The sequence below is a fragment of the Mycolicibacterium palauense genome (genome assembly GCF_002592005.1).
Lineage (GTDB): Bacteria > Actinomycetota > Actinomycetes > Mycobacteriales > Mycobacteriaceae > Mycobacterium > Mycobacterium palauense.
The window spans coordinates 1-26,899 of record NZ_NVQF01000038.1 but is presented as its reverse complement, the minus strand read 5'-3'; the positions used below and the strand labels follow the sequence as shown (position 1 = coordinate 26,899).

Genomic DNA, 26,899 nt, shown 5'->3' with positions numbered 1-26,899 from the left:
CGGCGGTGACCGCCGCCCTGCTGGGCGCGCTGCTGAGCGCGCCGACCGCCCCCCGGGTCCGTCCCCTGACCGTCGACACCCCGCTGTACCACGTCGCGGTGATCGGCGACTCCTACACCACCGGCACCGACGAGGGCGGCCTCGGCGACCGCGGCTGGGCGTCGCTGACCTGGAAGCGACTGGCCGACGAGGGGATCCGCGTCGCCCCCGACGTCGCCTCGGAGGGCCGCGCCGGGTACGGGGTACGCGGCGACCACGGAAGCGTGTTCGGGGACCTGACGGCGCGCGCCGTCCGTCCCGACGACGTGCTGGTGGTGTTCTTCGGCTCCCGCAACGACCAGGGCGTCGACCTGTCGGCGCTGGCGCTGGCGGCGCGCGCGGCCTTCCAGGCCGCCAAGTCCACCGCCCCGCTGGCGACACTGCTGGTGATCGGACCGCCCTGGCCCACCGCCGACCCGCCGGCCAACATCCTGCAGATCCGCGACGTCCTGGCGCACCAGGCCCTGGCGGCCGGCGCGGTGTTCGTCGACCCCCTGGCCGAGCGCTGGTTCGTCGACGCACCCACGCTCATCGGCGCCGACGGCGTGCACCCCACCGACACCGGTCACGGCTACCTGGCCGCCAAGATCGCTCCGCTGATCAAGGCCCAGCTACCGCGCAGGTTGTGACAGGCAGGCTTGTCAGCCCTCGTCGTAGCCGCGCGGCATGCGCTCGGCGTACGGGTCCGCACCGTTGCGCCCGTCCCCGGGTCCATCCGGGGGTCCGTCTGGGGTTCCCTCTGGGGTTCCATCGGGGGGCCCGGAGCCGCGTCCGTCGTGCCGACCATCATGGTGGCCGCCGTGCGGTCCGGCACCACTGCCGACACCGGCCCCCTCGAACTCGCGGGCGCGGCGCTCGGCCTCCTCGCTGCCGGTGAACAGCGCCGAGTCGGCGCGGCTGCTCATATTGGTGCGGTTCCACGCGCCGCGGGCGACATCGGGGGGATTGGCCGGGCCCACCCGCCACTGGGGCAGGGCACCGGGTGCGGTGCGCTGCAGCCAGGCGACCAGGCCTTCACGCACGGCACACCGCAGGTCGAACAGCGCGCCGGCGTTGGGCCCGCTGACCAGGGCCCGCACCCGCACATGACCGCCGACCGCGTCGGTGACCTGCAGGATGCCGGTCCGATGGTCCCAGAGGTCGCTGTCGTTGAGCAGCCGCTGGAGTTCCTCGCGCATCTCATCGAAGGGGACCATGAAGTCGAGGTCGAGTTCGACGGTGCCGAGCAGCTCGGTGGCGTTGCGGGTCCAGTTCTGGAACGGGCTGGTGGTGAAGTAGGTCGTGGGAAGCACCAGGCGACGCTGGTCCCACAGCTGCACGACGACGTAGGTCAGCGTGATTTCCTCGATACGGCCCCACTCGTCTTCGAGCACGACGACGTCGCCGACGCGAACGGCGTCGGAGAACGCGATCTGCATGCCCGCGAAGACGGCCCCCAGCGAGGTCTGGGCCGCCAGGCCCGCCACCACCGACAGCACCCCGGCCGAGGCGAACAGTCCGGTCCCGATGTCGTTGAACCGCGGGAAGGTCTTGAGCACCGCGGCGAGCCCCAGCACCACGACGACGGCGATGGCCAGCCGGCGCAGCGTGATCACCTGGGTACGGATGCGCCGCCAGTGCCGGTCGGCGTCGGTGATCGTCTCGCCGCCGCCGGCGTAGCGGGCGATCACCCGCCGCTCGAAGACCAGCACCACGTTGGCGCCCAGCCAGGTCAGCACCCCGATCAGCAGGATCAGCAGGAGGTGATCGGCCGTCCCGCGCCAGGGCGTCGACTCGTCGGTGGTGCGTCCGAGGGCGATCATCGCCGCGATCACCATCAGCGTCACCCGCAACGGCCGGCGGACCAGGTCCGCGGCGTCGCGCACCAGGGTGCTGCGGCGCCCGACGCGAAACACCAGCCAGGTCAGGGCCAGCCCGAGCACGTAGGCCAGTACGACGGCCCCCGCCATCCACGCGGCGGTCAGGGCCAGGTCGGTGGCGTTCTTGAGGTCTGATTCCTCGGGCATCGAGATGCGAGCTCCGCTGGATCGGGGGTCAGGACACTCCCGTCGACCGTACGCAAGGCTCCGGCACCCGGCACGGCTCAGGACCGCTAGTGTGACCGGTCTCGCAGCGCGTCGTCCGCCGGGCCGGGGCCGGCGGTGGCGATTTGCTCGTCGAGCGCACCGGAGTCGCGGCCCAGCGCGATTGTCCCGGCCACCATGGCCGCGACGGCCACCGGCAGCGCGAGCAGTGCGTAGCCGGTGGCGTCGAGTTCTTCGCCGAGCACCAGCACACCCAACAGCACCGCGACCACCGGTTCAAGGACGAGCATCGTGGGCACCGAGGCCTGCAGTTCCCCCGCGTGGAAGGCCGACTGCTGCACGACGGTCCCCACCACGCCCAGAAGCAGCAGCAGATATGGGGCGGGCACCATCAGCAGCGACCACAGGCCACCGTCTTCGAGTCGCTGCATGCAGATCTTGGTCAGCACCGCGATGATGCCGAACAACACACCCACCACGATCGACAGCTGCACCGCCCGTCGCGTGCCGGCCGAGCGGGCAGCCCCGACCACACAGATCAGCACCACCGGTATGACGACCGCCGCCACGACGGCCCAGGCCTGGACCGGGGGGCGGGGAGTGCCCTCCCGGGGATGGGCCAACAGTACGAAGACCGCCAGACCGCCGGTCAGCAGCACGGCCCAGCTCCAGTCCGCGCGGCTGACCCGCTGGCGGGCCACCCTTGCGCTGATCGGCAGCGCGAAGAGCAACGAGGACACCAGCAGCGGCTGGACCAGCATGAGCGAGCCGCGGGCCAGGGCCAGCGCCTGAAACACGTACCCAAGCACGGCGGTGGCGGTGCCGGCCCACCACAACGGGCGGTGCAGCAGGGTGGTCACGATGGTGGGGCTCATGCCCTGATCGGCGGGGACGTCGCGGGTCGCCAACTGGCGCACGACGATTCCGAGTGCCGCGCACAACGCCGCGGCGAGCGCGAGAACGATCACGACCGCCCGCATCATGAGGCACCTCCCAGCGCGCTGTAACCCGGCCACGACTCAACGGCACGTGCCTTAACGACATGTGCCGCGGGGGAGTCGACACCGGTGGACATCCACCGGCGACGACGAATCGCACCAGCCGAGCCGGGTCAGGGCCCGTCAGGTCCCTCGGGGTCGCTGGGCGGCGGCCGGTTCAGCCAGGCCCGTAGCCGAGACAGCTGGCTTGCCACGAGGCCCAGACCGACCAGGATGACGATCCCGACGATGACGAAGGTGGTCATGTGTTCTCCCGGTGACCACCGTACCGACCGCCCGCGCGGCCCGGAGACCACGACACCCCGCGAGCGGGTGCGCTCGCGGGGTGTCGCTTGGCGTTCTCTGCGGTCAGGCCCGTCCGATCAGACGTCGAACCGGTCGGCGTTCATCACCTTGGTCCATGCCGCGACGAAGTCCTTCACGAACTTCTCCTTGGCGTCGTCCTCGGCGTAGAACTCGGCCAGCGCCCGCAGCTGCGAGTTGGAACCGAACAGCAGGTCGACCCGGCTGGCTGTCCACTTCTCCTTGCTGGTGGCACGGTCGTTGCCCACGTAGGTGCCGTCCTCACCGGGTGCCGGCGCCCACTTGGTTCCCATGTCCATCAGGTTGACGAAGAAGTCGTTGGTGAGCGCACCGGGGGAGTCGGTGAGCACACCCAGCTTCGTGCCGCCGTAGTTGGTGTCGAGCACCCGCATACCACCCAGCAGCACCGTCATCTCCGGCGCGGACAGGCCCAACAGGTTGGCCTTGTCGATGAGGTGGTACTCCGCCGGCAGGCTCAGCCCCTTGCCGGTGAAGTTGCGGAAGCCGTCGGCCTTGGGCTCCAGGTAGGAGAACGACTCGACGTCGGTCTGATCCTGGGTGGCGTCCCCACGACCCGAGGTGAACGGCACCTCGATGTCGAAGCCGGCCGCCTTGGCGGCCTTCTCGACACCGACGTTGCCGGCCAGCACCACCAGGTCGGCGAACGACGCCCCGGTGCCCGACGAGGACTGGATGCTCTCCAGCTTGCTGATCACCTGAGCCAGCTCGTCGGTCTCGTTGGCCTCCCAGCCCAGCTGCGGCTGCAGCCGGATCCGGCCGCCGTTGGCGCCGCCGCGCATGTCGCTGCTGCGATACGAGGAGGCGGCCTTCCACGCGGTGGACACCAGCTGCGACACCGTCAGGCCGGAGTCGGAGATGGCGGCCTTGAGCTTGGCCACGTCGTCGGCCGACAGCGGGGTGCCCGCCGGAACGACGTCCTGCCACAGCCAGGTCTGCTTCGGCGCCAGCGGGCCGAGGTAGCGCACCACCGGACCCATGTCGCGGTGCAGCAGCTTGAACCACGCCTTGGCGAACTCCTCGGCGAGCTCCTCGGGGTGGTCGAGCCAGCGGCGGGTGATCTGCTCGTAGATCGGGTCCATCCGCATCGACAGGTCGGTGGTCAGCATCGACGGGTGGGTCTTGCCGCTGCCCTGCGCCATCGGCACCGAGTTGGCCCAGCCGTCACCCTTGGGCTTCCACTGGTAGGCACCCGCGGGGCTCTTGGTCAGCTCCCACTCGTTGCCGTAGAGGATCTCCAGGAAGCTGTTGTCCCACTTGGTCGGGGTGTGGGTCCAGATGACCTCCAGGCCGCTGGTGATGGCGTCGTTGCCGACGCCGGTGCCCTGCGGGTTGCTCCAGCCCAGCCCCATGTTCTCCAGCGGAGCGGCCTCGGGCTCGGGGCCCAGCAGGTCGGCGTCGCCGTTGCCGTGGGTCTTGCCGAAGGTGTGGCCACCGACGATCAGGGCGGCGGTCTCGATGTCGTTCATCGCCATCCGGCCGAACGTCTCGCGGATGTCGATGGCCGCGGCCACCGGATCCGGCTTGCCCTCGGGCCCTTCGGGATTGACGTAGATCAGGCCCATGTGGGTGGCGGCCAGCGGGTTCTCCAGCTTGGTCCGGTCACCCTCGTTACGACCGGCGTAGCGCTCCTGGGTGCCCAGCCATTCGGCCTCCGCACCCCAGTACACGTCCTCTTCAGGCTCCCAGAAGTCCGGGCGACCGAACGCGAACCCGGCCGTCTTGAAACCCATGCTCTCCAGGGCACGGTTGCCGGCGAAGATGATCAGGTCCGACCAGGAGAGGTTCTTGCCGTACTTCTTCTTCACCGGCCACAGCAGCCGGCGGGCCTTGTCCAGGCTGACGTTGTCGGGCCAGCTGTTCAGCGGGGCGAAACGCTGCATACCCCGCCCGCCGCCGCCGCGGCCGTCCTGGACGCGGTAGGTGCCGGCGGCATGCCAGGTCATCCGGACGAACAGCGGACCGTAGTTGCCGAAGTCGGCCGGCCACCAGTCCTGCGAATCGGTCATGACGGCGTCGACGTCGCGGGCCAGCTCGTCGAAGTCGATGGTCTGCACGGCGGCCCGGTAGTCGAAGTCGGGATCCATCGGGTCGATGACGTCGGGGTTCTTCTGCAGGATCTTCAGGTTCACCGCGTTGGGCCACCAATCGCGGTTGCTGCCACCCTCGACCGGGGGCTTGATCTGCATCGGGCAACCGCTCGGGGCGGACTCACTCTGCGCTTCGCCGATCGGCGGAGTCTCTTCTACGGTGCGGCCGTCGTCAGGCACAGCATTTCCTTTCGGGAGTGGTGAATCGGGCTGCGATCACGGTTGTGATCCCACATTCGGGGTGGACGCACATTCCGGGCAGACACCCCAGTAAATGACCTCGGCCTCGTCGACGACGAAGCCGTCCATTTCGGCCCCGTCCTCGGAGGGGGTCAGGCAGGGAGCGCTGCCGACCGCGCAGTCCACGTCGGCGATGACGCCACAGGAGCGGCAGACCATGTGGTGGTGATTGTCGGCGACGCGCGACTCGTAGCGAGCCAGCGAACCCGACGGCTGGATCCGGCGGACCAGACCCACCGCGGTCAGGGCATTGAGGACGTCGTAGACGGCCTGGCGCGACACCTCGGGCAGCATGGTGCGTACCGCGGCGAAGATCGTCTCGGTGTCGGCGTGCGGATTCCCGTGCACCGCCTCGAGCACCGCGATCCGGGGCCTGGTGACCCGCAGATCGGCCGAGCGCAGCTGGTCTGCGTACTCCGGCGTCGACGTCACGCGACCCACAGTACGACTTTTCTGGACTCAGTCAAGAGTTTTCTCTTGATTCATTCCAGATTCTTCGGCGCCGCCGTCCCGGGCCGCCCGGCGGCGGCGCGGACCGCGGGGCCCGCGCCGCCGCCACCCGAGGCCCCGCAGCCCCGTGGCGGCGGAACCGGTTCCGCGGCAGTCACATTGACCGTCGATCCCGCGCGCGGACAGCGCCCACCCGATCCCGGCACCGTCCCGGCGCCGGCGGCCACCCCGGCGCGCGGACACGCGGTGGGCATCCGGCGCCGCCGGACGGCAGGCATGGATTAGCGTCACAGTCTTGTGCGGACCCTGATCGATTTCGACGACGCGCCGGTGTTCGCCATTCCGGCCGCACGCACCAGCCAAGACGGACCGCCGGTCGCGCGCGAGGGGATGCTGATCGAGGGTCCGCAGGGGTGGGGCGAGTTCAGCCCGCCCCCCGGCGCCGACGACGCGACCGCCGTACGCTGGCTGACCGCCGCCGTCGAGGCCGGCACCGTCGGCTGGCCCGACGTGGTGCGCGGGCGCGTCCGGGCCGCGGTCGCCGTCCCGGCCACCGATCCCGCTGCGGCCCACGCGATCGCCGCCGCCTCGGGCTGCCAGGCCGCCGACATCGCCGTGGCCCGCGGGCCCGGGTCACTGGCGCAGGACCTCGACCGGGTGGCGGCGGTGCGCGACGCGCTGGGCCCAGGCGCCGCGCTGCGCTGCGACGCCCGCGGCAACTGGGATGTGCAGACCGCCGTCGCGGCGATCGCCGAACTGGACCGGGCCGCCGGGGGACTGGAGTTCATCGAACAACCCTGCCGGACGCGGGCCGAACTGGCCGCGGTGCGCCGCCGCATCGAGGTACCGGTGGCCGCCGACGAGTCCCTGCGCGAAGCCGCCGGGCTGGCCGACATGAGCCTGGGGGACGCGGCCGATCTCGCGGTCCTGCACTGCGGCCCGCTCGGCGGCGTACGCCGGGCCCTGCGGGTCGCCGAGGCGTCGGGGAAACCGTGCGTGGTCGCCACGACGGCGGCCACCAGCATCGGGCTGGCCGCCGGCCTGGCGCTGGCCGGCGCCCTTCCCGACCTGCCCCATGCCTGCGGCCTGGGCACGCTCCTCACACCCGAGACCGACCTGGTCTCCCGGTCGCGCTCGCTGATCCCCGTCGACGGGGCGCTGCCGGTCGGCCCGCTGGCACCCGCCCCGGACCCGGGTCAGCTGGCGCGGTACCGCCTCGACGACGCCGGGCGGGTCGGATGGTGGCGGGACCGACTGCGGCGCGCCCGGCAGTCCGACTGAGGCCGCCCGCCGCCCTGCCGGCGGATTCTCAGCGCGCCCCGTCGAGCAGCACGTGGCGGGCGGCCTCGGTGCGGGAGGCGACCCCGAGCTTGCGGTAGGCCCGGTAGAGGTGGTTGGCCACGGTCTTGACGCTGATGTCGAGACGCTTGGCGATCTGCTGGTTGGTCAGGCCCTTGGCGACCTCGACGAGGATCCGCTGTTCGGCGTCGGTGACCGCGTCGATTCCCGATTCGGCCTGATCGTCGGTGGCGGCCACCATCACCGCCCAGGCGGCGGCGCCGGTGCGACGGAATCCGTAGAGCGCCTCGCGCCGGGCCTGCTCGGCGACCTCACCGTCGGTCACCCGCGCCTTGAGCAGATGGGTGCGGGCACGGTCGAAGGCGTCCAGCTCGGGGTGGTAGATCCCGGCCGCGCGATCCAGCAGGCGGGCGGCGCGGCCCGGATCGCTGCCGCCGGCGATGACGGCCTCGGCACGCAGGGCGGTGGCCCGGGTCCACCGGCTGACACCGGGTCGGGACGCCACCCGGCGAAGGTGCGCCAGCAGCGGAGCCGCCTCGTCGGGACATCCGGTTTCGACATAGGCCTGCACGAGGTCGGCATGCCAGCGCGCCAGTTGCGGCGCCAACAGGCCCCCGGTCTGTTCGAACGCCCACACCTCGGCGAGGTAGCCGATGGCGTCGCGGTGGCGCTGCCCCGTCAGGGCAACCAGGCCCGCGTTGGCCAGCAGGAAGTACCGCGCGCCGAAGGTGGCCTGCTCGTCGGAGATGGCGAAACCCAGGTCCAGGTCGGCCGTCGCGGACGCGTCGTCGCCGCGAATCGCACGAACACGCGCGCGCAGCCCGAGCCAGAACGGCGCGAACGCACGCTGGCCGGTGGCCAGGCTCAGCGCGATCGCCTCGTCCAGGCAGACCAGCGCCTCATCGAAACGGGATGCGCGGATGTGGGTTTCGCCCAGCGCACCGAACGCCATCGCCAGCGAGGAGCGCGCCCCCTCCCCACGAAGCCGACCGACCAGCTCGGTGAGCGCCGTCATCGCCACCTCGCACCGCTCGGCGACGGCGAGCGCGCGACCGATGTGCAGGCCCACCATGGGGTCGTGCTGGACGGCCGCGAACAGGTCCAGCCCGTCGAGCATCTCGTCCACCAGGTCGTTGGCGCGGGCCTCGTCCTCCGCGCAGGCGGCGTGGGCGTGGATCACCCGCGCCACGTCCCACTCCGGGGAGTGCGGTTTGCAGAGCCCGACGGCCGTCTCGGCGTGTTGGGTGATCTGGGCTACCAGCCCCAGCATGCCCAGCGGAATGGCCATCCGGGCATGCACCACCCCCACCTCGGCGGGGGTCGCGACCGCCAGGCACTCCGTCAGCCGCTGCCAGGCCGCGGCCGGCGCACCGTCGAGTGCCTCCAGGGTGCCCAGCGTCAGCGTCGCCGCCACCCGAAGGTCCCCCGAGGCGGGGTCGGCCAGCAGTGCCTCCAGCCGGTGCCGCGCCGCGGCCGACTCCCCGGCCACGCCGAGCAGATGGGCCGCCTCCAGCCGCAGCTGTTGACGCCGGGTGTCGCTGCCGGTGAGGTCCACGGCCCGGTCCAGCAGCCGCGCCGCGGCTTCGGCGCCGCCGCGGACCCGCATCAGCCGAGCCGCCTCGACCAGGGAGTCCACCACCTCCTCGTCGGGACCGACCGTGCCGCGCGCCCGGTGGGCCAGGCGAACCTCTTCGGGCAGGCTCGCGACCCCCGCCAGTTCCAGGTTCAGCCGGCGCCGCCGGGCCGGGGACATCGCGCTGATCGCCGCGCTGCGCAGCAGTGGATGCCGCAGCGTCAGGCGCCCGCCGCCCAGGCTTGCCAGGCCACGGCTTTCGAGGTCTTCGAGGGCGGCCTCGGCGATGCCGGGACGCAGTGCCGCCAGCAGCGCCCACGAGCCGTCGGCCGAGACCGCGGCCACCTCCAGCAACTCCCGCGCGGCCGATCCGGGCGGGGGCAGTTGGCGGGTGAACACCGTGCGCAGATCGCCGACCAGCGGTATCGCCTCGGGCAGCAGTTGCTCGCCGCGGAGCTGCTCGGCCGAGAGCGCACCCGGAAGGTGGCTCAGCACAAGGGGATTGCCGTCGGCAACCTCGAGCAGGTGATCCCGGACGGCCGGGGCGATCGGCACGCTGCTGGCCGCGTCGAGCAGTCCTGCGGCCCCGGCGCGGTCCAGGCCGGTGATCTCTTCGACCTCGAACCCCTCGGCGAAGGACAGCACCGCAGGCATCCTGCGGCCGGTGATCACGATCAGCGCCCCGCCGGCCACGCCGCGGCGCAGCGCGAGGTTCAGCGCGGTGCGACTGGAGGGGTCGGCGTCGTGGATGTCGTCGACGAGCAGGGCCGTGGATCGCGCCTCGGCCAGGCCGGCGCCCAGTACGTCGGCGGCGCGCAGGGGATCGACCTCGGCGGTGACGGTGCCGGTCGAGGGGGGAGCGGGCAGCAGCGCGGCGATCTCGGTGGCCACCGCCATCGGGGACGCCAGCTCTCCACCCCGGCAGGACACGATGCACGCCGCCTCGCCGATGTGCTGCCCGAGTCGAGTCAGCGCGGTGGACTTGCCGATCCCGGGGTCCCCCAGCAGCACGACGATGCGCCCCGCGCCGTCCCGTGCCTGCGTCCACGCCCGGGCGAGCCGGTCCTCCAGCTCCACCCTGCCTCCCACGCCCGCCATTGGCAGGCAGGGTATCGCAGGCGTGGGCCGTCCGTCAGGGCGAGAACCCGCAGGTCACTCGTTGAGGATCTCCCAGTGGTCCGGTTCGTCCACGGCTCCGGCGGTCACCTTGACCTGCCGGGTGTCGCCGCTCCGGTCGGCGGCGGTGCACTCGAAGGACTGCCCGACCTCCACGACCTTCAGGCCTTCGCCGCAGGTCACGGTGACGTCGAAGCCCCGGCTCTCGGAGATGTCGCGCGCCAGCCCCTGGGCGGTGTCGTTGAGGTCGTAGACGACGTCCATGGTGCTGAAGTTGACGTTGTTCTCGTCGTCCTTGACGTTGACCTGGACCCGCACCGGGTTACCGTCGACGTCGGCGGTGCACACGAAGGTGTCACCGGCCTTGGGCGTCGGGTCCTGGCGCGGGCAGTCCACACTCGACACCTCTTGGGAGATCTCGGAGTAGGACTTGTTGAGTTCGTCGCCGATCGCGTTTTCGAGCTTCTCGTAGTCCGGTCCGCCGGTCGAGAAGGAGAACTGACAACTCGCCAGCGCGGGGGCCGCGAGCAGCAGCGGAAGATGTGTTTTCAAGGAGGCCACCGACAAATCGTATTGCGGCCGACAGGCCCGGTAAATGGGAAGAATTGCCCACGTGCGCAGGTGGGGACCGGCGCGGCCCGCACCCGCCTCCCACTCCGCGGCGCGGGCATTCCGGCACCGTCTTTGGGGACCAAGTCCCCGGGACCGCCGGCACGCCGAGGTCCTAGGTTGAAGGTGTGGGTTCGGGCACGCAGAACCTGCCGGCGACGGGCGCGCCGGGACAGCACTCGGACAGGAGGCCGACGATGGCGGATCAACCACAGCGGACGGGCATCGTGGTCGGAGTCGACGGCTCACCGCCCTCGGAGGCCGCCGTGGAATGGGCGGCGCGCGAGGCCGTGCTGCGCCGGGCCCCGTTGACGCTGGTCCACGTGGTCGCCCCCGCTGTCGCCGCGGGCAGCCCGGTCTACCCGGTCTCGGCCGACTACGCGCAGTGGCAGGAAGACCAGGCCCAGCAGATCGTCGCCGACGCGCACAAGCAGGTGCTGGCGGCTGTCGCCGCCCTGCCCGAGGACCGGTTCCCGGAGATCAGCACCGAGACGGTGCACGCCGCGGTCCTGCCGACGTTGATCGAGTTGTCCCACCATGCGGAGCTGATGGTGGTCGGGTGCCGCGGGCTCGGCGCCCTCGGCCGGGCACTGCTGGGGTCGGTCAGCGCCACGCTGATCCGCCACGCACACGGTCCGGTCGCCGTCGTCCATGCCGAACATCCCTCCCGGCTCTCCGAATACCCGGCATCCCCGGCGCCGGTGGTGGTCGGTGTCGACGGCTCGCCGGCCTCCGAACTGGCGACGCAGATCGCCTTCGACGAGGCGTCGCGACGCGGTGTGGAGCTGATCGCCTTCCACGCGTTCAGCGACATGGGCCCGCTGGGCTTCGGCCGGCCGGGTGTGGCGCCGGTGGAGTGGGCCAATATCGAGGTCAGCGAGCAGGAGGTGCTCTCGGAGCGCCTCGCGGGATGGCGGGAGCGCTACCCCGACGTCACGGTGCGCACCCGGGTGGTGCCCGACAACCCGGCGCGCCGGCTGGTCGAGCTCGCCAAGGATGCTCAGCTGCTGGTGGTGGGCAGCCACGGCCGCGGCGGCTTCACCGGGATGTTGCTGGGCTCGGTGGCCCGCGATGTGGTGAACGCCGTGGAGATCCCGGTACTCGTCGCGCGCCGCCCGGACTGACGGGCGGCCCCGCGCCCCCGGGGCCCAAACCGCACCCCCCGGGCGCGCAGCGACGCTCAGTCCTGCTTGCGGATCAGCTTGGCCAGCGCCGCGCCGTCGGCGGCGAGCAGCTCGTCGATCCGGTCGTGGTTGACGTCGGCGACGATGATCTCCCCGACATCCTTGTGGACATCGCTGAAGATGCCGTGCGATTTCATCTTCTCGGTCTGATAGATGTTGTCCTCGGTCGGGGTGACGTAGTAGACGGCGTCGGCCTTGAACCGGTTGATCAGCCACAGGTGGATCAGCGTCATCAACCGCTTCTGCCGCAGCTTCTCGGCGAACGTGTTCTGGTCACGCACCGTCAGGATGCTGCGTCCGTGGCGGTCCTTGATCGGATCCACGAGCACGTTGGCCAGCAGTTCCTCGGTCCCGTCGTGCTTGTCGTAGATGCCGAGTTCGAGCACCTCGCCACCGGCACGGCGGGGACGCAGCTGCACCCGGAACTGCTCGCCGAGCTGGTAGTGCTCGCCCCACAGCGCCAGCCAGTCCTCCAGCAGCTTCTTGGGCACCTCGGTCTGCACCAGATGCTGGTGCTGGGTGGAGCCCTTGCCCATGGCCTTGGTGGTGGCGGTGCGCCCGGACGACGCGGCCAGCGCGGCGTCGCTGCGCGGGCCGCCGACCAGCGTCTGCGGAGTGCGGTAGGGCGACTCGACCAGGCGCATCTTGCGTTGCAGCCGGGCCAGCGCCAGCATGCCGTCCTGGCGCAGCGCGGTGGCGAACTCCTCGGCGGCCACACCGTCGATCTGATGGCCGCCGTAGGTCATGAAGTTGAAGACGAAGCCCATCTTGCCGAGTTCCTCGGGGAAGCGGCGCATCTCCTCGTCGCTCATCCCGGTGGTGTCCCAGTTGAACGAGGGGGACAGGTTGTAGGCCAGCATCTTGTCCGGGTAGACGGCGTGGATCGCGTCGGCGAACTGCTTGGCGTCGGCCAGGTCGGCGGTCTTGGTCTCCATCCACAGCAGATCCGCGAACGGCGCGGCGGCCAGTGACTTGGCGATGGCATACGGGATGCCGCCGCGCACCTGGTAGTAGCCCTCGGGAGTCTTGGCCCGTTCGCAGTCCCACGCGGCGTCGGCGCCGAGCTCGCGGGCCTTCTCCCGGGCGGCGTACAGCGAGGCGGTCGCGGCGAACGCGCGCCAGTCGGCCGCGCTCATGCCCGCGGCCTCGCCCTCGCGTTCGCGGAACTCCAGCAGCTCGGCGACTGTTTCGCCGTAGGTGTCCAGCCCGGCGTCGGACTGCCAGGCATCGACGAACTGCGACTCGACCCGGTCGAACATGGTGTCCAGCGATTCGCCGTGCCCGTCCAGCCAGGCGGCGGCGGACTCCGTGACGGCCGAGGCGAGTCCCTGCCGCTCCAGCCAGGCGTCGGCGACGGCGTACTCGCCGTCGGGCAGGTCGTAGAGCAGGTGCCCGTTGAGTTCCTTGACCCCGGCGTCGAAGAAGCGCCGCACCAGCGCCAGGAAGCACGCCTTGTACGGCGGCACCTTGAGGTTGGTGGCACCCAGCAGGAAGGGCTGGTCCCGTTCGTCGGCGCGGCTGTCGATCAGATTGGCCGCCTCGGCGTCGGTGCGCGCCACGATGATGCCGGGCACCCGCATGATGTCGAGCTGGAACCGGGCGGCGTTGAGCCGCTTGAGCTGCTCGTCGGAGGGCACGAGCACCTTGCCGCCCTGGTGCCCGCACTTCTTGGTGCCGGGCCGCTGGTCCTCGATGTGGTACCCGGACACGCCGGCCTCGACGAAGCGGCGAATCAGGTTGCGCACGTGCGGATCACCGCCGTGGCCGGTGTCGGCATCGGCGATGATGAACGGTCGGTAGTCGTAGGCCGGGGTGGCCGCACGCTGCGCGTCGGTCATCTGCTGGCGCAGGTACTCCTGGTTGCGGTCGGCGGTCAGCAGCGCGCGCACCAGTCCGGCGGCCTCGTCGGGCACCTGGCTGAGCGGATAGCTCGCCAGATCGGGACCGGGGTCCTCGCTGATCGATCCCTTCGCCGAGGTCGCCCATCCGCCGAGGTAGATGCCCTCGATTCCGATCCGCTTCATGGCCACCGCCTGCCCCGGCGAGTAGGGGCCGAAGGTGGTGATGCTCCTGTGCTCGGAGAACAGTTCGCGCAGACGGGCATAGAACGCCGCCGAGGCCTCACGCGCCACGGTGTGGTCGACGGCGATGGTGCCACGCTGCTCGACGACCTGCCGGGCCGTGTAGAGCCGGACGATGCCGTCGAAGCGGGAGCTGTCGAAGTACGCCTGGGTGGCGGCGACATCCCGCTCGAACGGTGTCTGGGTCCGCTCGTCGGCCCCGACTTCGGTGACTACCGTGACTGCGGCCATCTGCCTGCCTCCTGTTCAGCGCGGTGTTCCGGCCCTGCTCTTCGGGGCCCGACCTGCCCACCACCGACAATACGGCGCCGGGCTGAGTGGCCGTTGGCGTTTGGTCAGGGACAACCCGCGGCGCAATACCCACCGGTCGACGTGATCCAGGTCAACTCACCCCGGCCGCATGATCGTGGCCACACCCGTGACCAATACACTGGCGCTCGTGGGCATTCTCTTGGGATTCGCGCCGTGGGTCGTCTACTGGCTGCTCGTCGCCAATGTGCCGTTCGCCCTCGCCGCCGTGGTGGCCCTGGTGGTCGCCATCGGGGTGATGACGACCGGGCGCGGGGGAGCGACCGACCAGCCGCTGGGGGTGGGAGCCGTCGGGACCTTCGCGGTGCTGACGCTGCTCAGTCTCACTCTCAGCGACTGGTTCCTGGAGCGCTGGAGTCAGCCCCTGAGCATCGCCGGGCTCTTCCTGGCGGCCCTGGTCGGCGCCGCCAGCGGCAAGCCCTTCGTGCGTGAGTTCGCCGCGGCGGGCCGGCCGCCCGAGATGGTCAAGAGCGATTTGTTCGAGGCGATGAGCGTACGGCTGAGCTGGTTGTGGGTGGGCCTTCTCGGGGTCATGACGATCTCGGCGATGATCCCGCCGGTGGTCTCCGGCAACGCCAGTGTGCGCGCCGGGGATGCCCCCCTGTCCTACGTGTTCTACTGGCTGATCCCGGTGGCGGTGTGGGCGGTGGGCGCCTTCGCGACGATGATCCTGCCGGACCGGATGACCGCCGGGTTCGGAGACGCCGTGCGCAAGACGACCTTCGTGGCCTACAGCGAGGCCTCCATCGACGAGTTGTACTACCTGGCGCGCGAACACGCCGGCCGCGAGGTCGGCAGCGGCCAGGAAGCCTACGACATCAAGGTCGGCGGCGCGGGGATACCGCTGGTCGGCGACGACTCCCGGCTGTCGTGGCCCTCGACCTACAAGGTGCGCGAGCGGCACCGTTAGGCACCGCTCGCCCGGCCCCGGCCGGCGCCGGGGCCGGCCGCGGCCACCCTGCCGCACGGACGGCGCCGGGCCTTGGCAGACTATGTATCCATGGCACAGATAACGTTGCGTGGAAATGCGATCAACACCGTCGGTGAGCTGCCCGCCGTGGGCTCCCCGGCGCCCGCCTTCACTCTCACCGGAACCGACCTCGGCACCGTCGGCAGCGACACCTTCCAGGGTAAGTCGTTGCTGCTGAACATCTTTCCCTCCATCGACACCCCGGTGTGCGCGACCAGCGTGCGGACCTTCAACGAGCGCGCCGCCGGCAGCGGCGCAACCGTGCTGTGCGTCTCCAACGATCTGCCGTTCGCCCAGAAGCGGTTCTGTGGCGCAGAGGACATCGAGAACGTCGCCACCGCCTCGGCCTTCCGGGACAGCTTCGGCCAGGACTACGGCATCACCATCGCCGACGGACCGATGGCCGGGCTGCTGGGCCGCGCCGTGGTGGTCATCGGACCCGACGGCAACGTGACCTACACCGAGCTGGTCCCCGAGATCGGCCAGGAGCCCGACTACGACGCCGCGCTGGCAGCGCTGTCGTCCTGAGCGCACACGTGCGGCCCGCCGGAGGTGCCCGGGTGCACCACCGGCGGGCCGCACGCCGGGATCGGGGCTCGGTCTTCGGCGCTGATTTTCGGCGCTGATTTTCGGAACTGCCGGCGGTCAGTACCTTCGACACCCAGCCGGGCCCCGTCGAAGGAGTGACCGCCATGACCGATCCCGCACCGCAACGCACACCTGCTCACTCATCTATCCGCCCAGCCGCCGACTCATCGCCGGAGCCGGCCGCTCTGCCCCCGGTGGTGGATGAGCACACCTGGCGCGACGCCCTGGACGATCTGCGGCGCCGGGAGAAGGCCGCCACCCGCGAGCTCGACGCGATCGCCGCGCAGCGCCGGCGCCTGCCGATGGTGCGGATGCCCGAGTACACCCTGACCGGCCCGGACGGTCCGCTCCGGTTGGTCGACCTGTTCGCCGGCCGATCACAGCTGATCACCTACCACCACATGTGGAGCGACGGCGCGGACTGGCAGTGCGGGGGTTGCACGGGATTCACCTCGCAGTTCACCCGACTGGGATTCCTGGACAGCTACGATGCCCGGTTCGTCATCGTCACCAACGGCCCGATCGGGGAGGCGCTGGACTACCGCCACAAGGTCGGCAACAGGATGGACTGGTACTCCTGTTCGGGAAGCGCCTTCGGCACCGACGTGGACGCCGCGCCCGGTGGGGGTTTCGCGGTCAACGTGTTCCTGCGCGACGGCGACGCGGTCTTTCGCACCTGGCACACCAACGGCCGCGGCACCGAGCAACTGGGCTATTCCTTCGCGCTTCTCGACATCCTGCCGTGGGGACGCCAGGAGGAGTGGCTGGACTCCCCACCGGGGTGGCCGTCGCGGCCGACCTACTCGGGGTGGCTGGACTCGCCGGACATCGCGGCACGCTACGGACCGCCGCGCCCCTGAGCGCGCCGCACCGCGTGGCGCGCCGCCGAAACCGTAAGCGGCCCTGACGGAAAGGCGGCGGACGGTGCCACTTCGCGCCCCTGGGGGCAGCACGATCACCGTTGGGTCACGGTACGACAAAGAATGCCGCCCGCGGGGTCTCCGCGGGCGGCCGGCGTCCTTTCGGTGGTGTAAAAGTGACAGCAGAGACTGGTGTGAATCGGGCGGCGTGTGCCCGGCTCACCCCACGACGGCGCCCGCGCAACAGGCACCGGCGGGCACCGGATGGATCCGCCGCGCGGGCGTGCGCACGACGCACCGACGGCCACGGCCCGCCGTGCCCCGGTCCCGAGAAAGGTGGAGAGCCCACATGAGACGCATCGGTGTTATCGCGCTGAGTCTTGCGCTGCTGCTGGTGAGCCCCGGGCTCGCCTACGCCGACATGTTCACCCGCCCGGTGACCAACCAGCAGTACATCAACCTGGTGATCGCCCGCGGGCTGTCCCAACGCGGTGTGCCGTTCACCTACGGCGGCGGCAATGCCGAGGGACCGACCCGCGGCATCCCGCAGCCGCCCACCACCCCCGAGCCCGCCGCGGACGGACTTCCGGTGCTCGACCAGGCCGCCACCATCCCCGGGCTGGTGCCCGCCCCGCAGGTGCCCGCACCGGTCGCGGCCCCGCAGGTGCCCGCGCAGGTCGGGTCGCCGGCTCAGGACCCCGGAGCCGATGTCGTCGGGTTCGACGCCTCCGGGCTGATGGTCTACGCCTACGCCGGCGCCGGGGTGAAGCTGCCACGGTCCTCGGGCGAGCAGTACAAGGTCGGCCAGAAAGTCTTACCGTCGCAGGCACTTCCCGGCGACCTGATCTTCTTCGGCCCGGAGGGCACCCAGAGCGTGGCGATGTTCCTGGGCAACGGCCAGATGCTGGAGGCCGGCGACCCGGTGGTCACCGTGTCGCCGGTGCGCACCAAGAACATGGCGCCGTATCTGGTGCGCATCATCGCCTGAGGCGGGGGCCGATCCCGACACCGGGGCCAGGGGCGGGCCCGGCGTCACCGCAACGGCCGCGTCGGTGCCTACACTTGGCACCATGGGTGGCGGTGCGTCCAGGCCGGATCTCGAGCCGGATCCCAGGCCGGATCTCGAGCCGGAGTTGTTGGCCCCCAGGGGCTTACTGCGGATCGAGGACTGCCTGGACGCCGACGGCGGCATCGTGTTGCCTCCGGGCGTCACACTGATCTCGCTGATCGAGCGCAATGTGGTCGCCGTCGGCGACACGGTGGCCTACCGCTACCTCGACTTCACCGGTCCCGGCGACGGGCACTCCGTCGAGCTGACCTGGAAGCAGCTCGGCGTGCGGCTGCGCGCCGTCGGTGCGCACCTGCAGCGGATCGCCACCCGCGGGGAACGGGTGGCGATCGTGGCGCCGCAGGGCCTCGACTACGTCTGCGGGTTCTTCGCCGCGGTCAAGGCGGGCATGATCGCGGTGCCGCTGTTCGCCCCCGAGTTACCCGGTCACGCCGAACGGCTGGAGACCGCACTGGCCGACGCCGAACCATCGATCCTGCTCAGCACAGAGTCGGCCGTGCCGGCCGTCGAGGGCTTCCTCGACAAGAACCCCCACCTCGGGCACCCACCGATCGTCGTCGTCGACCGGGTCCCCGACGAAGCCGGCAGGGAGTTCAGTGAGGTGGCCCTCGACGTCGACGACATCTCCCACCTGCAGTACACCTCCGGCGCCACCCGACCCCCGGCCGGTGTCGAGATCACCCACCGCGCCGTGGGCACCAATCTGCTGCAGATGATCCTGTCGATCGACCTGCTGGACCGAAACACCCACGGCGTCAGTTGGCTACCGCTCTACCACGACATGGGGCTGTCGATGATCGGCTTCCCGGCGGTCTACGGCGGACATTCGACGCTGATGGCTCCCACCGCCTTCATCCGCCGCCCGCAACGCTGGATCGAGGCGCTCTCGGCGGAGGCCCGCCACGGTCGGGTGGTGACCGCGGCGCCCAACTTCGCCTACGAGTGGGCCGCCCAGCGTGGACGCCCGTCCGCCGACCGGGGTATCGACCCGACCCACATCGACCTGACCAACGTGGTGATGATCATCGGTTCCGAACCGGTGAGCATCACCGCCATCGAGGCATTCAACGCCGCGTTCGCACCGCATGGCCTCGCGCGCACCGCGATCAAGCCGTCCTACGGCATCGCCGAGGCGACGCTGTTCGTCGCCACCATCGATCCCGACGCGGAGGCCTCGGTTGTGCACCTGGACCGTCGGGCGCTGGCAGCGGGCCGGGCGGTGCGAGTCGACGCCGACGATCCCGGTGCCGTGGCCCAGGTGTCGTGCGGGCACGTCGCGCGCAGCCAGTGGGCGATCATCGTCGACCCCGACACCGATAGTGAGATCCCCGACGGTGAGGTGGGTGAGATCTGGCTGCACGGCAACAACGTGGGCCGCGGCTACTGGAGACACCCCGAGGAGACCCGCCGGACCTTCGGCGCGCGGCCGGCATCGCTGCTGGAGCGGGGCGGCCACGGGACCGGGGTGCCCGCCGGGGCCGCCTGGCTGCGAACCGGGGACCTGGGTGTCTATCTGGCCGGGCAGCTCTATGTCACCGGCCGCCTGGCCGACCTGATCGTCGTCGACGGCGAGCTGCACTACCCGCACGACATCGAGACCACCGCGGCCGAGGCGTCGTCCCTGGTGCGGCGTGGCTACCTCGCGGCGTTCACCGTTCCGGCGACCGGACCCGCCGGGGACGGGGTTCCTGATAGCGCCGAGCAGCTGGTGATCCTGGCCGAGCGTGCGACCGGAACCGCGCGTGCCGACCCGCGGCCGGCGGTCGAGGCGATCCGGTCGGCGGTGTCCGCCCGTCACGGACTGCCCGTGGCCGACGTACGACTGCTACCTGCGGGTTCGATTCCCCGGACCACCAGCGGCAAGCTGGCGCGGCTGGCCGGTCGCACCGCGTATCTCGAGGGACGCCTGGCCGCGCCCTGAGGCGCGGCGAGGACCCGGCGACCACCGCCCCTGCCCGGTGCCACGGGTTTGCTCCGAATCCGTGATCCGAGGTCTGCGGTTCGGATACAGGTTGCCGGCCTCCGGACTGTGCAAGAATCAGTCCTACCGTCGGGGACACGTAGCTCGGGTGAGGAGACGATGACTACGACTCGCGCACGCATCGCGGCTGGTGCCTGCATGCTCTCGACGTGCCTGCTCGTCGGCAGCGCGGGTGTCGCGGCGGCCGACCCCGACAGCACCGGATCGAGCGGTTCCGGCGGCCAGAGCCAGGGATCATCGACCACCAAATCGACCACCGGCCGGGTCGGCTCGTCACCGGGCCTCTCGGACTCGCTGCGGAGGTCGGTGCGCAGTGCCATCGAAAAGGCCGGGGAGAGGGCCGGCGAAAAGGCCGGGGAGAGGGCCGCCGAGAAGGCGAGCGAGAAGACCGGCGACAAGACGGCCGATACCGCACGCTCGGGCAGCGACGAGGACACCGACGAGGACGCCGACTCGACGACCGGCACCGACACGGGGACGGACACGGGGACAGACCCAGCCACCGACGCCGATACCGACACCGACTCGGCCTCCGACGCCGATACCGACGAGGCCTCCGATGCGACCGGTGCCGCGGACAGCGAAACCGGGCAGGCATCCGGCACCGACGAGGCCACCGGAGCGGGCGGGCCCGCCGACGGCGAGGACACCGGCACCGACGCAGGCACCGGCGAGGGCACGGCCGGTGCCGGCGACGAGGCGAGCGGCGATGAACTCGACGGCGCGACCGGTGCCGCCGCGGACCCGGCGGGGGAGAGCAGCGAGGAATCCGGCTCCGTGTCGGCCGGCGAGACCACCGAGGCGGTGACACACCGACCGGCATGGCTCGACTGGGCGCGCCCGGAGACCGCGGCCGGGCATGCCGGCCACCCGGGGTCGTCAGGGGGCATCGCGCCGGTGTCCGACGCTGCCGGCGCGGCGGATCCGCAGACGGCCGCGACGGGCCCGAGCATCCCGGGCAGTGACGCCGACACCGACGCCACGCTCATCGACCCGCTGGAGAAGTTCACCGGCGCAGTCGTCTCACTCGGCAACGCCGTCGCGTCGATCCCGCCGCTGCTGCTGTCGCTGCCGGGTTCGGAGACACCGATCACCGACTTCATCACGGGGATGGAGTACGTGCTGACCTCCGTGTCGGACTCCGTCGTGCAGCTCACCCAGGTACCGGCCGACGTGTTCTACGTCCTGGGCGGCGGCGCGCTGATCATCGGCGACGCGCCTCCGACCCCGGTGGCCGCCAACGCCGCCACCCCGGCCCACCTGCCCCCCGCCCTGGCGCCGGGCCCGGCGACCGACACCGTGTCCACGGCCGGGCCCGAGTGGACGGCGCCGCGGATGGCCGCGGCCGACGACGCCGCCACCTTCGCCGCCGGCGGAGGACTGGCGACCTACGGGCTGAGCCAGTCGACCCCGCGGCTGCAGGCTCCGTTGATCCCGGCCGCCGACCCCGCGTCCGGGTCGATGATGAGTGTGGTCAAGCGGGTCGTCGACGACCTGCTGCTGCCGGTGTCGCTGTGGACGCTGGCCACGGCGGCACTTCCCGGTCTGGGCGGCCTACTGATCATCAGTGCCGCCGGGGTTCGGATCGGGTACCGCCAGGCCAAGGCCGGCCTGGCGCTGCGCACCTCGGGGCTGGCCCGATTCGCCGGCCCGGGCCCGCTGGGTGTGGTGAGGTCGGATTCCCTCGTCGTGCTCGGCCCCCGCGTGACCCGGCGGCGCTCCCGCCCGGAGGCGGAGCGCATCATCGACCGCGTCGCCTAGCTGTGTCTGCCGCCCGGGTGGTCAGCGCCGGGTGGCAGACACCGAGGGCAGTCGGCCCTCGGCCACCTGGCTGCGCAGGGTCTTGCGGTCGAACTTGCCGCTGGACAGGGTCGGCAGCTGCTCGGCCGTGACGACGACCCACCGGGTCGGGACCTTGTACCCGGACAACTGCTCGCGGGTACGCGCGGCGATCGCCTCCACATCGAAGTCGCTCACATGGCCACCGCTCACATGGCTGCCGCCGGCGTGCCTGCCGGCGGGCACCACCACCGCGCAGACCTCTTCGCCGCGATGCGGGTCCTCGATCCCGACCACCACACACTGGGCCACCTCGTCGAGCCCCTCGATGACCGCCTCGACCTCCAGCGGTGACACGTTGGCACCGGCGGCCTTGATCAGTTCGGTGGTGCGCCCGACGTAGAACAGTCGGGGGTCGCCGTCGCGGCGGTACACCCGGTCGCCGGTGTGATACCACCCGTCGCGGTCGAAGGTCTCCCACCGTTCTCGCTTGTTGTACCCGGCCATCACGCCGATGCCGCGCACCCACAGTTCGCCGACGGTGCCGGCCGGGACCGGCTCACCGTCGGCATCGACGATCGCCAGTTCGGTGTGCCCGAAGCCGCCGGCGGTCTCCGACATGGTGCGGTGCACGGGGTATCCGTCGGGAACGTCGGTCATGGCGATGTCGAGCGGACCGTGACGCATCATGGGGGCACTGCTCAGGTCACGGCCCTCGAAGCTCGGGTGTTCGCGTAGCCGCCGGGTGAATGCCGGCCAGCCCACCAGGCCGGTGGCCCGTTCCCGCTCGGCCAGGTCGAGGGCGGCGCCGGCGTCGAGGCGCGGCAACACCAGCAGGGTGATCGGTTCGTGCAGCGCGCCCATCACCGCCAGCAGCCCGCCGATCCAGAAGAACGGCATCGCACACAGAACGCGGGGTGGCCCGGTCACGCCGGTGACCGCCCGGATCGCGCTCGGCCATCCCGCGGTCTGCCGGGTCAGCGTGCCGTGGGTGTGCAGTACTCCCTTCGGGTCGGCGGTGGACCCCGAGGTGTGCACCATGACCGCCAGATCGGCGGGGGAGACCTCGGCCTCGGCGGCGGCCAGGATCTCCGGCGGCATCCCGGCGCCGGTCGTGTCGTCGAGACGATCTGCCCAGCTGCGGTCGACGGTTCCGGTCAACACGACGGATCGCAGATACGGCGCGGCGGGCAGTGCCAGACGCCCAGCCCGCTGCCCCGCCAGGCCGGGTAACGCGGCCTCCAGCCGCTGGGCCACGTCGATGCCCACCACCCGGGCGGGGCCGGCCAGCACCGCGAGATCGGCCAACCGCGTCACCTTGGCGATCTCGGCCGCCGTGTAGAACGTGCTCAACGGCACGGCCAGGGCCCCGATCCTGGTCACCGCCAGCCACCAGGTCACCCATTCGGCGCCGTTGGCGAAGAAGAGCCCGACGCGGGTGCCCTTGCCGACGCCGTGCGCGAGCAGCCGGCGGGCCAGCGCCGCGGAGCGCCGGTCGGCCTCCGCGTAGCTGAGCCGCTCGGTGGGGCTGACCACGTAGGTGTGCCCGCCGAACTCGCGCACACAGCGCTCCAGCAGGGCGGGGACGGTCAGTGCCGGTTGCGTCACAGCAGTGATCATCCCTGACGACGATCATCCCTGACGAGCACCGGCGAGCGCGGTCGCACCCGGCGGATGTCAGCTCAGTTGCACCAGCGGGCTGATGACGTCGCGGGCGAACTGAGCGGCGTTGACGCTCGGGTCGCCGTCGGGGTAGCTCACCGTGGACAGCAGATTGGCCCCGGCGTCGACGAAGTTGTCGGTGGCGCGTCCCTGGTGAGTGGTCGAGGTCACCAGGATGATGCCCGAGGTATCGGCCGCCTCGGCCATCGGCACCGAGAACTGGGCGTTCTGGACCGTGCTGTTGGCGTGGTCCTCGACGAGGATGCGGTCGGCGGGGAAGCCCAGGACCCGCAACATCTTCTGCATCTGGCCCGCCTCGGTCCTGCCGTTCTGGGGGTTACCGCCGGTGACGATGATGACCGAGTCCGGGAAGAACTGCGCGGCAGCCAGGCCGGTGAGCACACGGCGACGCAGGATCGGTCGCATGGTGCCGTTGGGCTTGAGCCCGTATCCGAGGATCACGATGGCCGGCTTGGAGAAGTCCTTGCCCTTCACCGCGGGCGGGGCCGCGGGTGCGTTCGGCGGGGCCGCGTGCGCGACGGTCGGCGAGAGCGCACCCATGGCGACACCGACGGCCAGGACGGCGGAGACGACCGCGGCTTTCCATCGGTTCGACATGCAGGCCCTCCACGCGTTTTGAGGCTGATGATGTCCACGTTACTTGTGGTGTGTCGTTTCGCACGAGGCGGCTGTTACCGCGGCGAGACCCGACGCGCGGCCGGACACGCAGCCGGACGGCGAATCCCGTGCTCACACAATCCGATACGTGCTCGCTACCGGGGTTAATCCGACGGAAACCAAATACTGGTTCCCACCAATTAACATCGTTTCACCATAGGTAACCACGTTTGGAGGGCCATGACGGAGACCACGACACCGATGTTCCGGGTGACATCGGACTTCTGGAAGCAGCTGCCGCAGATGCCGTTGGAGCAGTATCCGGGCACCCAGGGCTACATCGACGATGTCTACGCCAACCCGGAGGGCACCCCGATGTGCTCCGGCTACTTCGAACTGCACCACACCGATGCCCCACTGGACTACTACTACGAGTACGACGAGATGAAGATCGTGCTCGAGGGGGAGTTCCGCCTGGAAAACCCCGACACCGGCCAGGTGATGATCGCCCGGGCCAAGGACGCCATCTTCTTCCCGAAGGGCTCCAGGATCCTGTTCTCGACTCCCGACCGCGCCCTGGCGTTCTACGTCGGCCACCGCACGTTCGCCCCGTGACACCGCCGGCACCGCGCCGGGCCCGGAGCCGCCGGTGAAGCGCCGCCCGCCCGGGCAAGGACCGGGGATTGCGTTGGCGTTCAGCGGGTCCCGCCCGTGACGGCCGCGACACCCGAGCGCTACCGGGTCCATCCCGGGGCCGTGACGGCGGTGCGGGTGCACGGTGGCGACCGGCTGGAGGTCATCGACCACTTCGGCCGGCAGTCCGCGGAGCTGACGGTGCTGTCCGCGACGCCGAGCGCCCTGACCGCCGCCGGCCCCGACGCTCCGGCGACGGTACTGCGCAAGCTGGCGTGCGGCGACGATGAACACGGCTTCGCCGCACGACGCATCCTCTCCATGCTGGCGGCCCACCGCATCGGGCAGGACGAGGCCAGGGCCACCGCGTTGTTCGGGCCCACCTCCAGGCCGGGCGCGCGGGCCGGGTTCGACGTCGTCGACGACGCGGTCGTGCTGGTGGCCGCGCCGTCGGCACCGATGCCGGCCGACAGCGCCGACCCGAATCCGCCGTCGGATCTGTTCGTCGAGATCCACCGCGCCCATGCCGGCGCGGACCGCACCGGCCCCGACGCGGCGCCGCCCGAACCGCTGGCCGAGCCGCTGCTGGATCTGCGGATCGACGCCTGCACCGCATCGGGTTACGAAGTCCGTGCGGGACAGTACATTCAGATCATCGATGTCCGGGGCAGGCAATGCTCGGACTTTCTGGCCTTCGACGGCCGGGCCCTGCAGGACGGTGCCGAGTTCGGCCTCGACGCCACCACCACCCGGACGCTGCTGGGCGTCGCCTACCCGCGGCCCGGGCTGTCGGGGAAGTTCTACGATCCCCGCGCACGGCCGCTGGTGGAGGTGGTCCGCGACACCGTGGGTCGTCACGACACCTTCGCGCTGGCCTGCACCGCCAAGTACTACGCCGACATGGGGTACCCGGGACACGTCAACTGCACCGACAACTTCAACGCCGGGCTGGCCCGCTACGGTGTCGCCCCGCGCGTGGGATGGCCGGCGCTGAACCTGTTCTACAACACGGGCTTCGACGCGCAGCACCAACTGACCATGGACGAGCCGTGGTCACGGGCGGGTGACTACGTGCTCCTGCGCGCCGGCACCGATCTGGTGTGCGCTTCCTCGGCCTGCCCCGACGACATCGATCCCGCCAACGGCTGGCAGCCGACCGATATTCACGTGCGCGTGTACGACTCGACGAGGAGGTTCTCCGTGGCGATGGGCCGGCGGCACACCCCCGACGCCGAACCGGTGTTCACCAAGACGACGGCCTTCGCATCGCGTACCGGCGCCCTGACCCGTGACTTCGTCGACTATCAGGGTTACTGGCTGCCCGGCAGTTTCGACAACGCGGGCCCGCACCAGGAGTACTGGGCCTGCCGGGAACGCGCCGCGGTGATGGACCTTTCGGCGCTGCGCAAGTTCGAGGTGCTGGGACCCGACGCCGAAACGCTGCTGCAGGGAACGCTGACCCGAGACATCCGTCGGCTGTCCCGGGGCCAGGTCGTCTACTCGGCGATGTGCACCTCGACCGGGGGAGTCGTCGACGACTGCACCGTCTTCCGGCTCGGCGACGACAACTTCCGGTTCGTCGGGGGAGACCCGAACGACGGTGAGTGGCTGCGCAGCCAGGCTCAGCGGCAGGGACTCGAGCAGGTCTGGATCAAGGAGTCGACCGACCAGCTGCACAACCTCGCCGTCCAGGGCCCGGCCAGCCGCGACCTGCTCGCCGACCTGGTGTGGACGCCTCCGGGCCGAACCACGTTGCGGGACCTGGGTTGGTTCCGGTTTCTCGTCGGTCGCCTCGGCGGACCCGACGGCGCACCCGTGGTGGTCTCGCGCACCGGATACACCGGCGAGCTGGGCTACGAGCTGTGGGCGCACCCGTCCGACGGGGAGGCGCTGTGGGATGCGGTGTGGGAGGCCGGACTGCCGCACGGGCTCAGCCCGCTGGGGCTGGAGGCGCTGGAGATGCTGCGGGTGGAGGCCGGGCTGGTGGCCGCCGGTCACGAATTCGACGACCAGACCGACCCGTTCGAAGCCGGGATCGGGTTCACCGTCCCGCTGCGCACCAAGGCCGACGACTTCGTCGGTCGCGACGCGCTGCTGGAACGCCGGGCTCATCCGCAGCGCAAGCTGGTCGGTCTGCGCCTCGATGGTCACGAGCCCGCCGCACACGGTGACTGCGTGCACGTGGGTAGGCCCCAGGTCGGCGTCGTCACCAGCGCCACCCGCTCGCCCGTGCTGCGCGCCAATATCGCGTTGTGCCGCATCGCGGTCCAATACGCCCAGCCCGGCACCGAGGTCGAGGTGGGCAAACTCGACGGTCACCGCAAGCGGATCCCGGCCACCGTCGTCTCCATCCCGTTCTACGACCCCGACAAGTCCCTGTCCCTTATCACCAACTGACCCTGCCGA

21 protein-coding genes are annotated in these 26,899 nt (G+C 71.0%); 11 read left to right on the top strand and 10 right to left on the bottom strand.

Translation table 11 applies throughout. The features are described from left to right. Positions 1-5: 5 nt before the first annotated feature. Complete coding sequence (locus CSR00_RS16120; protein WP_099023454.1) at positions 6-668, top strand: Rv0518 family GDSL lipase; 663 nt, start codon at positions 6-8, stop codon at positions 666-668. Positions 669-680: 12 nt separating this feature from the next. Here the strand turns inward: CSR00_RS16120 and CSR00_RS16115 are convergent, their stop codons facing one another. The 5 genes from CSR00_RS16115 to CSR00_RS16100 form a co-directional block, all read right to left on the bottom strand. Continuing rightward, a complete protein-coding gene (locus tag CSR00_RS16115) occupies positions 681-2,045 on the bottom strand; it encodes a mechanosensitive ion channel family protein (RefSeq protein WP_099023422.1) in 1,365 nt (454 codons plus the stop codon). 86 nt (positions 2,046-2,131) lie between these two features. Beyond that, positions 2,132-3,046 carry a DMT family transporter gene (locus CSR00_RS16110; RefSeq protein ID WP_099023421.1) on the bottom strand — a complete coding sequence of 305 codons (915 nt, stop codon included), beginning with the start codon at positions 3,044-3,046 and terminating at the stop codon, positions 2,132-2,134. A 128-nt stretch (positions 3,047-3,174) separates the two neighbouring features. Further along, positions 3,175-3,306, bottom strand: coding sequence for a hypothetical protein (locus CSR00_RS31565; protein ID WP_281259727.1), 132 nt, complete (start codon positions 3,304-3,306; stop codon positions 3,175-3,177). A gap of 117 nt (positions 3,307-3,423) precedes the next feature. Continuing rightward, positions 3,424-5,571: a catalase/peroxidase HPI gene (katG, locus tag CSR00_RS16105; protein WP_176562089.1), complete on the bottom strand. Its 2,148-nt coding sequence runs from the start codon at positions 5,569-5,571 to the stop codon at positions 3,424-3,426. Positions 5,572-5,688: 117 nt separating this feature from the next. Further along, positions 5,689-6,144 (bottom strand): Fur family transcriptional regulator, encoded by a 456-nt coding sequence (locus tag CSR00_RS16100; RefSeq protein WP_141564376.1) that lies wholly within the window; start codon positions 6,142-6,144, stop codon positions 5,689-5,691. 315 nt (positions 6,145-6,459) lie between these two features. On the opposite strand from CSR00_RS16100, the gene CSR00_RS16095 reads away from it, so the two are divergent. Then, positions 6,460-7,443: an o-succinylbenzoate synthase gene (locus CSR00_RS16095; protein WP_099023418.1), complete on the top strand. Its 984-nt coding sequence runs from the start codon at positions 6,460-6,462 to the stop codon at positions 7,441-7,443. 28 nt (positions 7,444-7,471) lie between these two features. Here the strand turns inward: CSR00_RS16095 and CSR00_RS16090 are convergent, their stop codons facing one another. Continuing rightward, entirely contained in the window at positions 7,472-10,132 is a 2,661-nt protein-coding gene (locus tag CSR00_RS16090) for a helix-turn-helix transcriptional regulator (protein ID WP_099023417.1), read from the bottom strand. A gap of 54 nt (positions 10,133-10,186) precedes the next feature. Further along, entirely contained in the window at positions 10,187-10,711 is a 525-nt protein-coding gene (locus CSR00_RS16085; RefSeq protein WP_245906123.1) for a DUF4333 domain-containing protein, read from the bottom strand. Positions 10,712-10,956: 245 nt separating this feature from the next. Here CSR00_RS16085 and CSR00_RS16080 point away from each other — a divergent pair, with 245 nt between their 5' ends. Next, on the top strand, positions 10,957-11,883 hold the full coding sequence (locus tag CSR00_RS16080; RefSeq protein WP_099023416.1) for a universal stress protein: 927 nt from the start codon (positions 10,957-10,959) through the stop codon (positions 11,881-11,883). A 56-nt stretch (positions 11,884-11,939) separates the two neighbouring features. Here CSR00_RS16080 and aceA read toward each other — a convergent pair whose 3' ends face one another. Beyond that, a complete protein-coding gene (gene aceA / locus CSR00_RS16075) occupies positions 11,940-14,255 on the bottom strand; it encodes an isocitrate lyase ICL2 (protein WP_099023415.1) in 2,316 nt (771 codons plus the stop codon). Positions 14,256-14,463: 208 nt separating this feature from the next. Between aceA and CSR00_RS16070 the strand changes: the two genes are divergently transcribed. From CSR00_RS16070 to CSR00_RS16045, 6 genes are all read left to right on the top strand, one after another. After that, positions 14,464-15,243, top strand: coding sequence for a hypothetical protein (locus CSR00_RS16070; RefSeq protein ID WP_099023452.1), 780 nt, complete (start codon positions 14,464-14,466; stop codon positions 15,241-15,243). A 90-nt stretch (positions 15,244-15,333) separates the two neighbouring features. Further along, a complete protein-coding gene (gene tpx, locus CSR00_RS16065; RefSeq protein ID WP_099023414.1) occupies positions 15,334-15,831 on the top strand; it encodes a thiol peroxidase in 498 nt (165 codons plus the stop codon). Positions 15,832-15,995: 164 nt separating this feature from the next. Then, on the top strand, positions 15,996-16,751 hold the full coding sequence (locus CSR00_RS16060) for a DUF899 domain-containing protein (RefSeq protein WP_099023451.1): 756 nt from the start codon (positions 15,996-15,998) through the stop codon (positions 16,749-16,751). Positions 16,752-17,100: 349 nt separating this feature from the next. Next, complete coding sequence (ripD, locus tag CSR00_RS16055; RefSeq protein ID WP_099023413.1) at positions 17,101-17,739, top strand: NlpC/P60 family peptidoglycan-binding protein RipD; 639 nt, start codon at positions 17,101-17,103, stop codon at positions 17,737-17,739. Positions 17,740-17,821: 82 nt separating this feature from the next. After that, positions 17,822-19,741, top strand: coding sequence for a fatty acyl-AMP ligase (locus CSR00_RS16050; protein ID WP_099023412.1), 1,920 nt, complete (start codon positions 17,822-17,824; stop codon positions 19,739-19,741). Positions 19,742-19,900: 159 nt separating this feature from the next. Further along, positions 19,901-21,562, top strand: a complete 1,662-nt coding sequence (locus CSR00_RS16045) for a hypothetical protein (RefSeq protein WP_141564375.1) — start codon at positions 19,901-19,903, stop codon at positions 21,560-21,562. A gap of 21 nt (positions 21,563-21,583) precedes the next feature. Here the strand turns inward: CSR00_RS16045 and CSR00_RS16040 are convergent, their stop codons facing one another. Together CSR00_RS16040 and CSR00_RS16035 are read right to left on the bottom strand one after the other, a co-directional pair. Continuing rightward, positions 21,584-23,200, bottom strand: a complete 1,617-nt coding sequence (locus CSR00_RS16040) for a class I adenylate-forming enzyme family protein (protein ID WP_176562088.1) — start codon at positions 23,198-23,200, stop codon at positions 21,584-21,586. 57 nt (positions 23,201-23,257) lie between these two features. Next, positions 23,258-23,860 carry a YdcF family protein gene (locus CSR00_RS16035; protein ID WP_099023409.1) on the bottom strand — a complete coding sequence of 201 codons (603 nt, stop codon included), beginning with the start codon at positions 23,858-23,860 and terminating at the stop codon, positions 23,258-23,260. Positions 23,861-24,100: 240 nt separating this feature from the next. On the opposite strand from CSR00_RS16035, the gene CSR00_RS16030 reads away from it, so the two are divergent. Together CSR00_RS16030 and CSR00_RS16025 are read left to right on the top strand one after the other, a co-directional pair. Continuing rightward, positions 24,101-24,475 (top strand): cupin domain-containing protein, encoded by a 375-nt coding sequence (locus tag CSR00_RS16030; RefSeq protein WP_099023408.1) that lies wholly within the window; start codon positions 24,101-24,103, stop codon positions 24,473-24,475. Positions 24,476-24,571: 96 nt separating this feature from the next. Beyond that, complete coding sequence (locus CSR00_RS16025; protein ID WP_245906121.1) at positions 24,572-26,890, top strand: trimethylamine N-oxide demethylase; 2,319 nt, start codon at positions 24,572-24,574, stop codon at positions 26,888-26,890. Positions 26,891-26,899 lie beyond the last annotated feature (9 nt).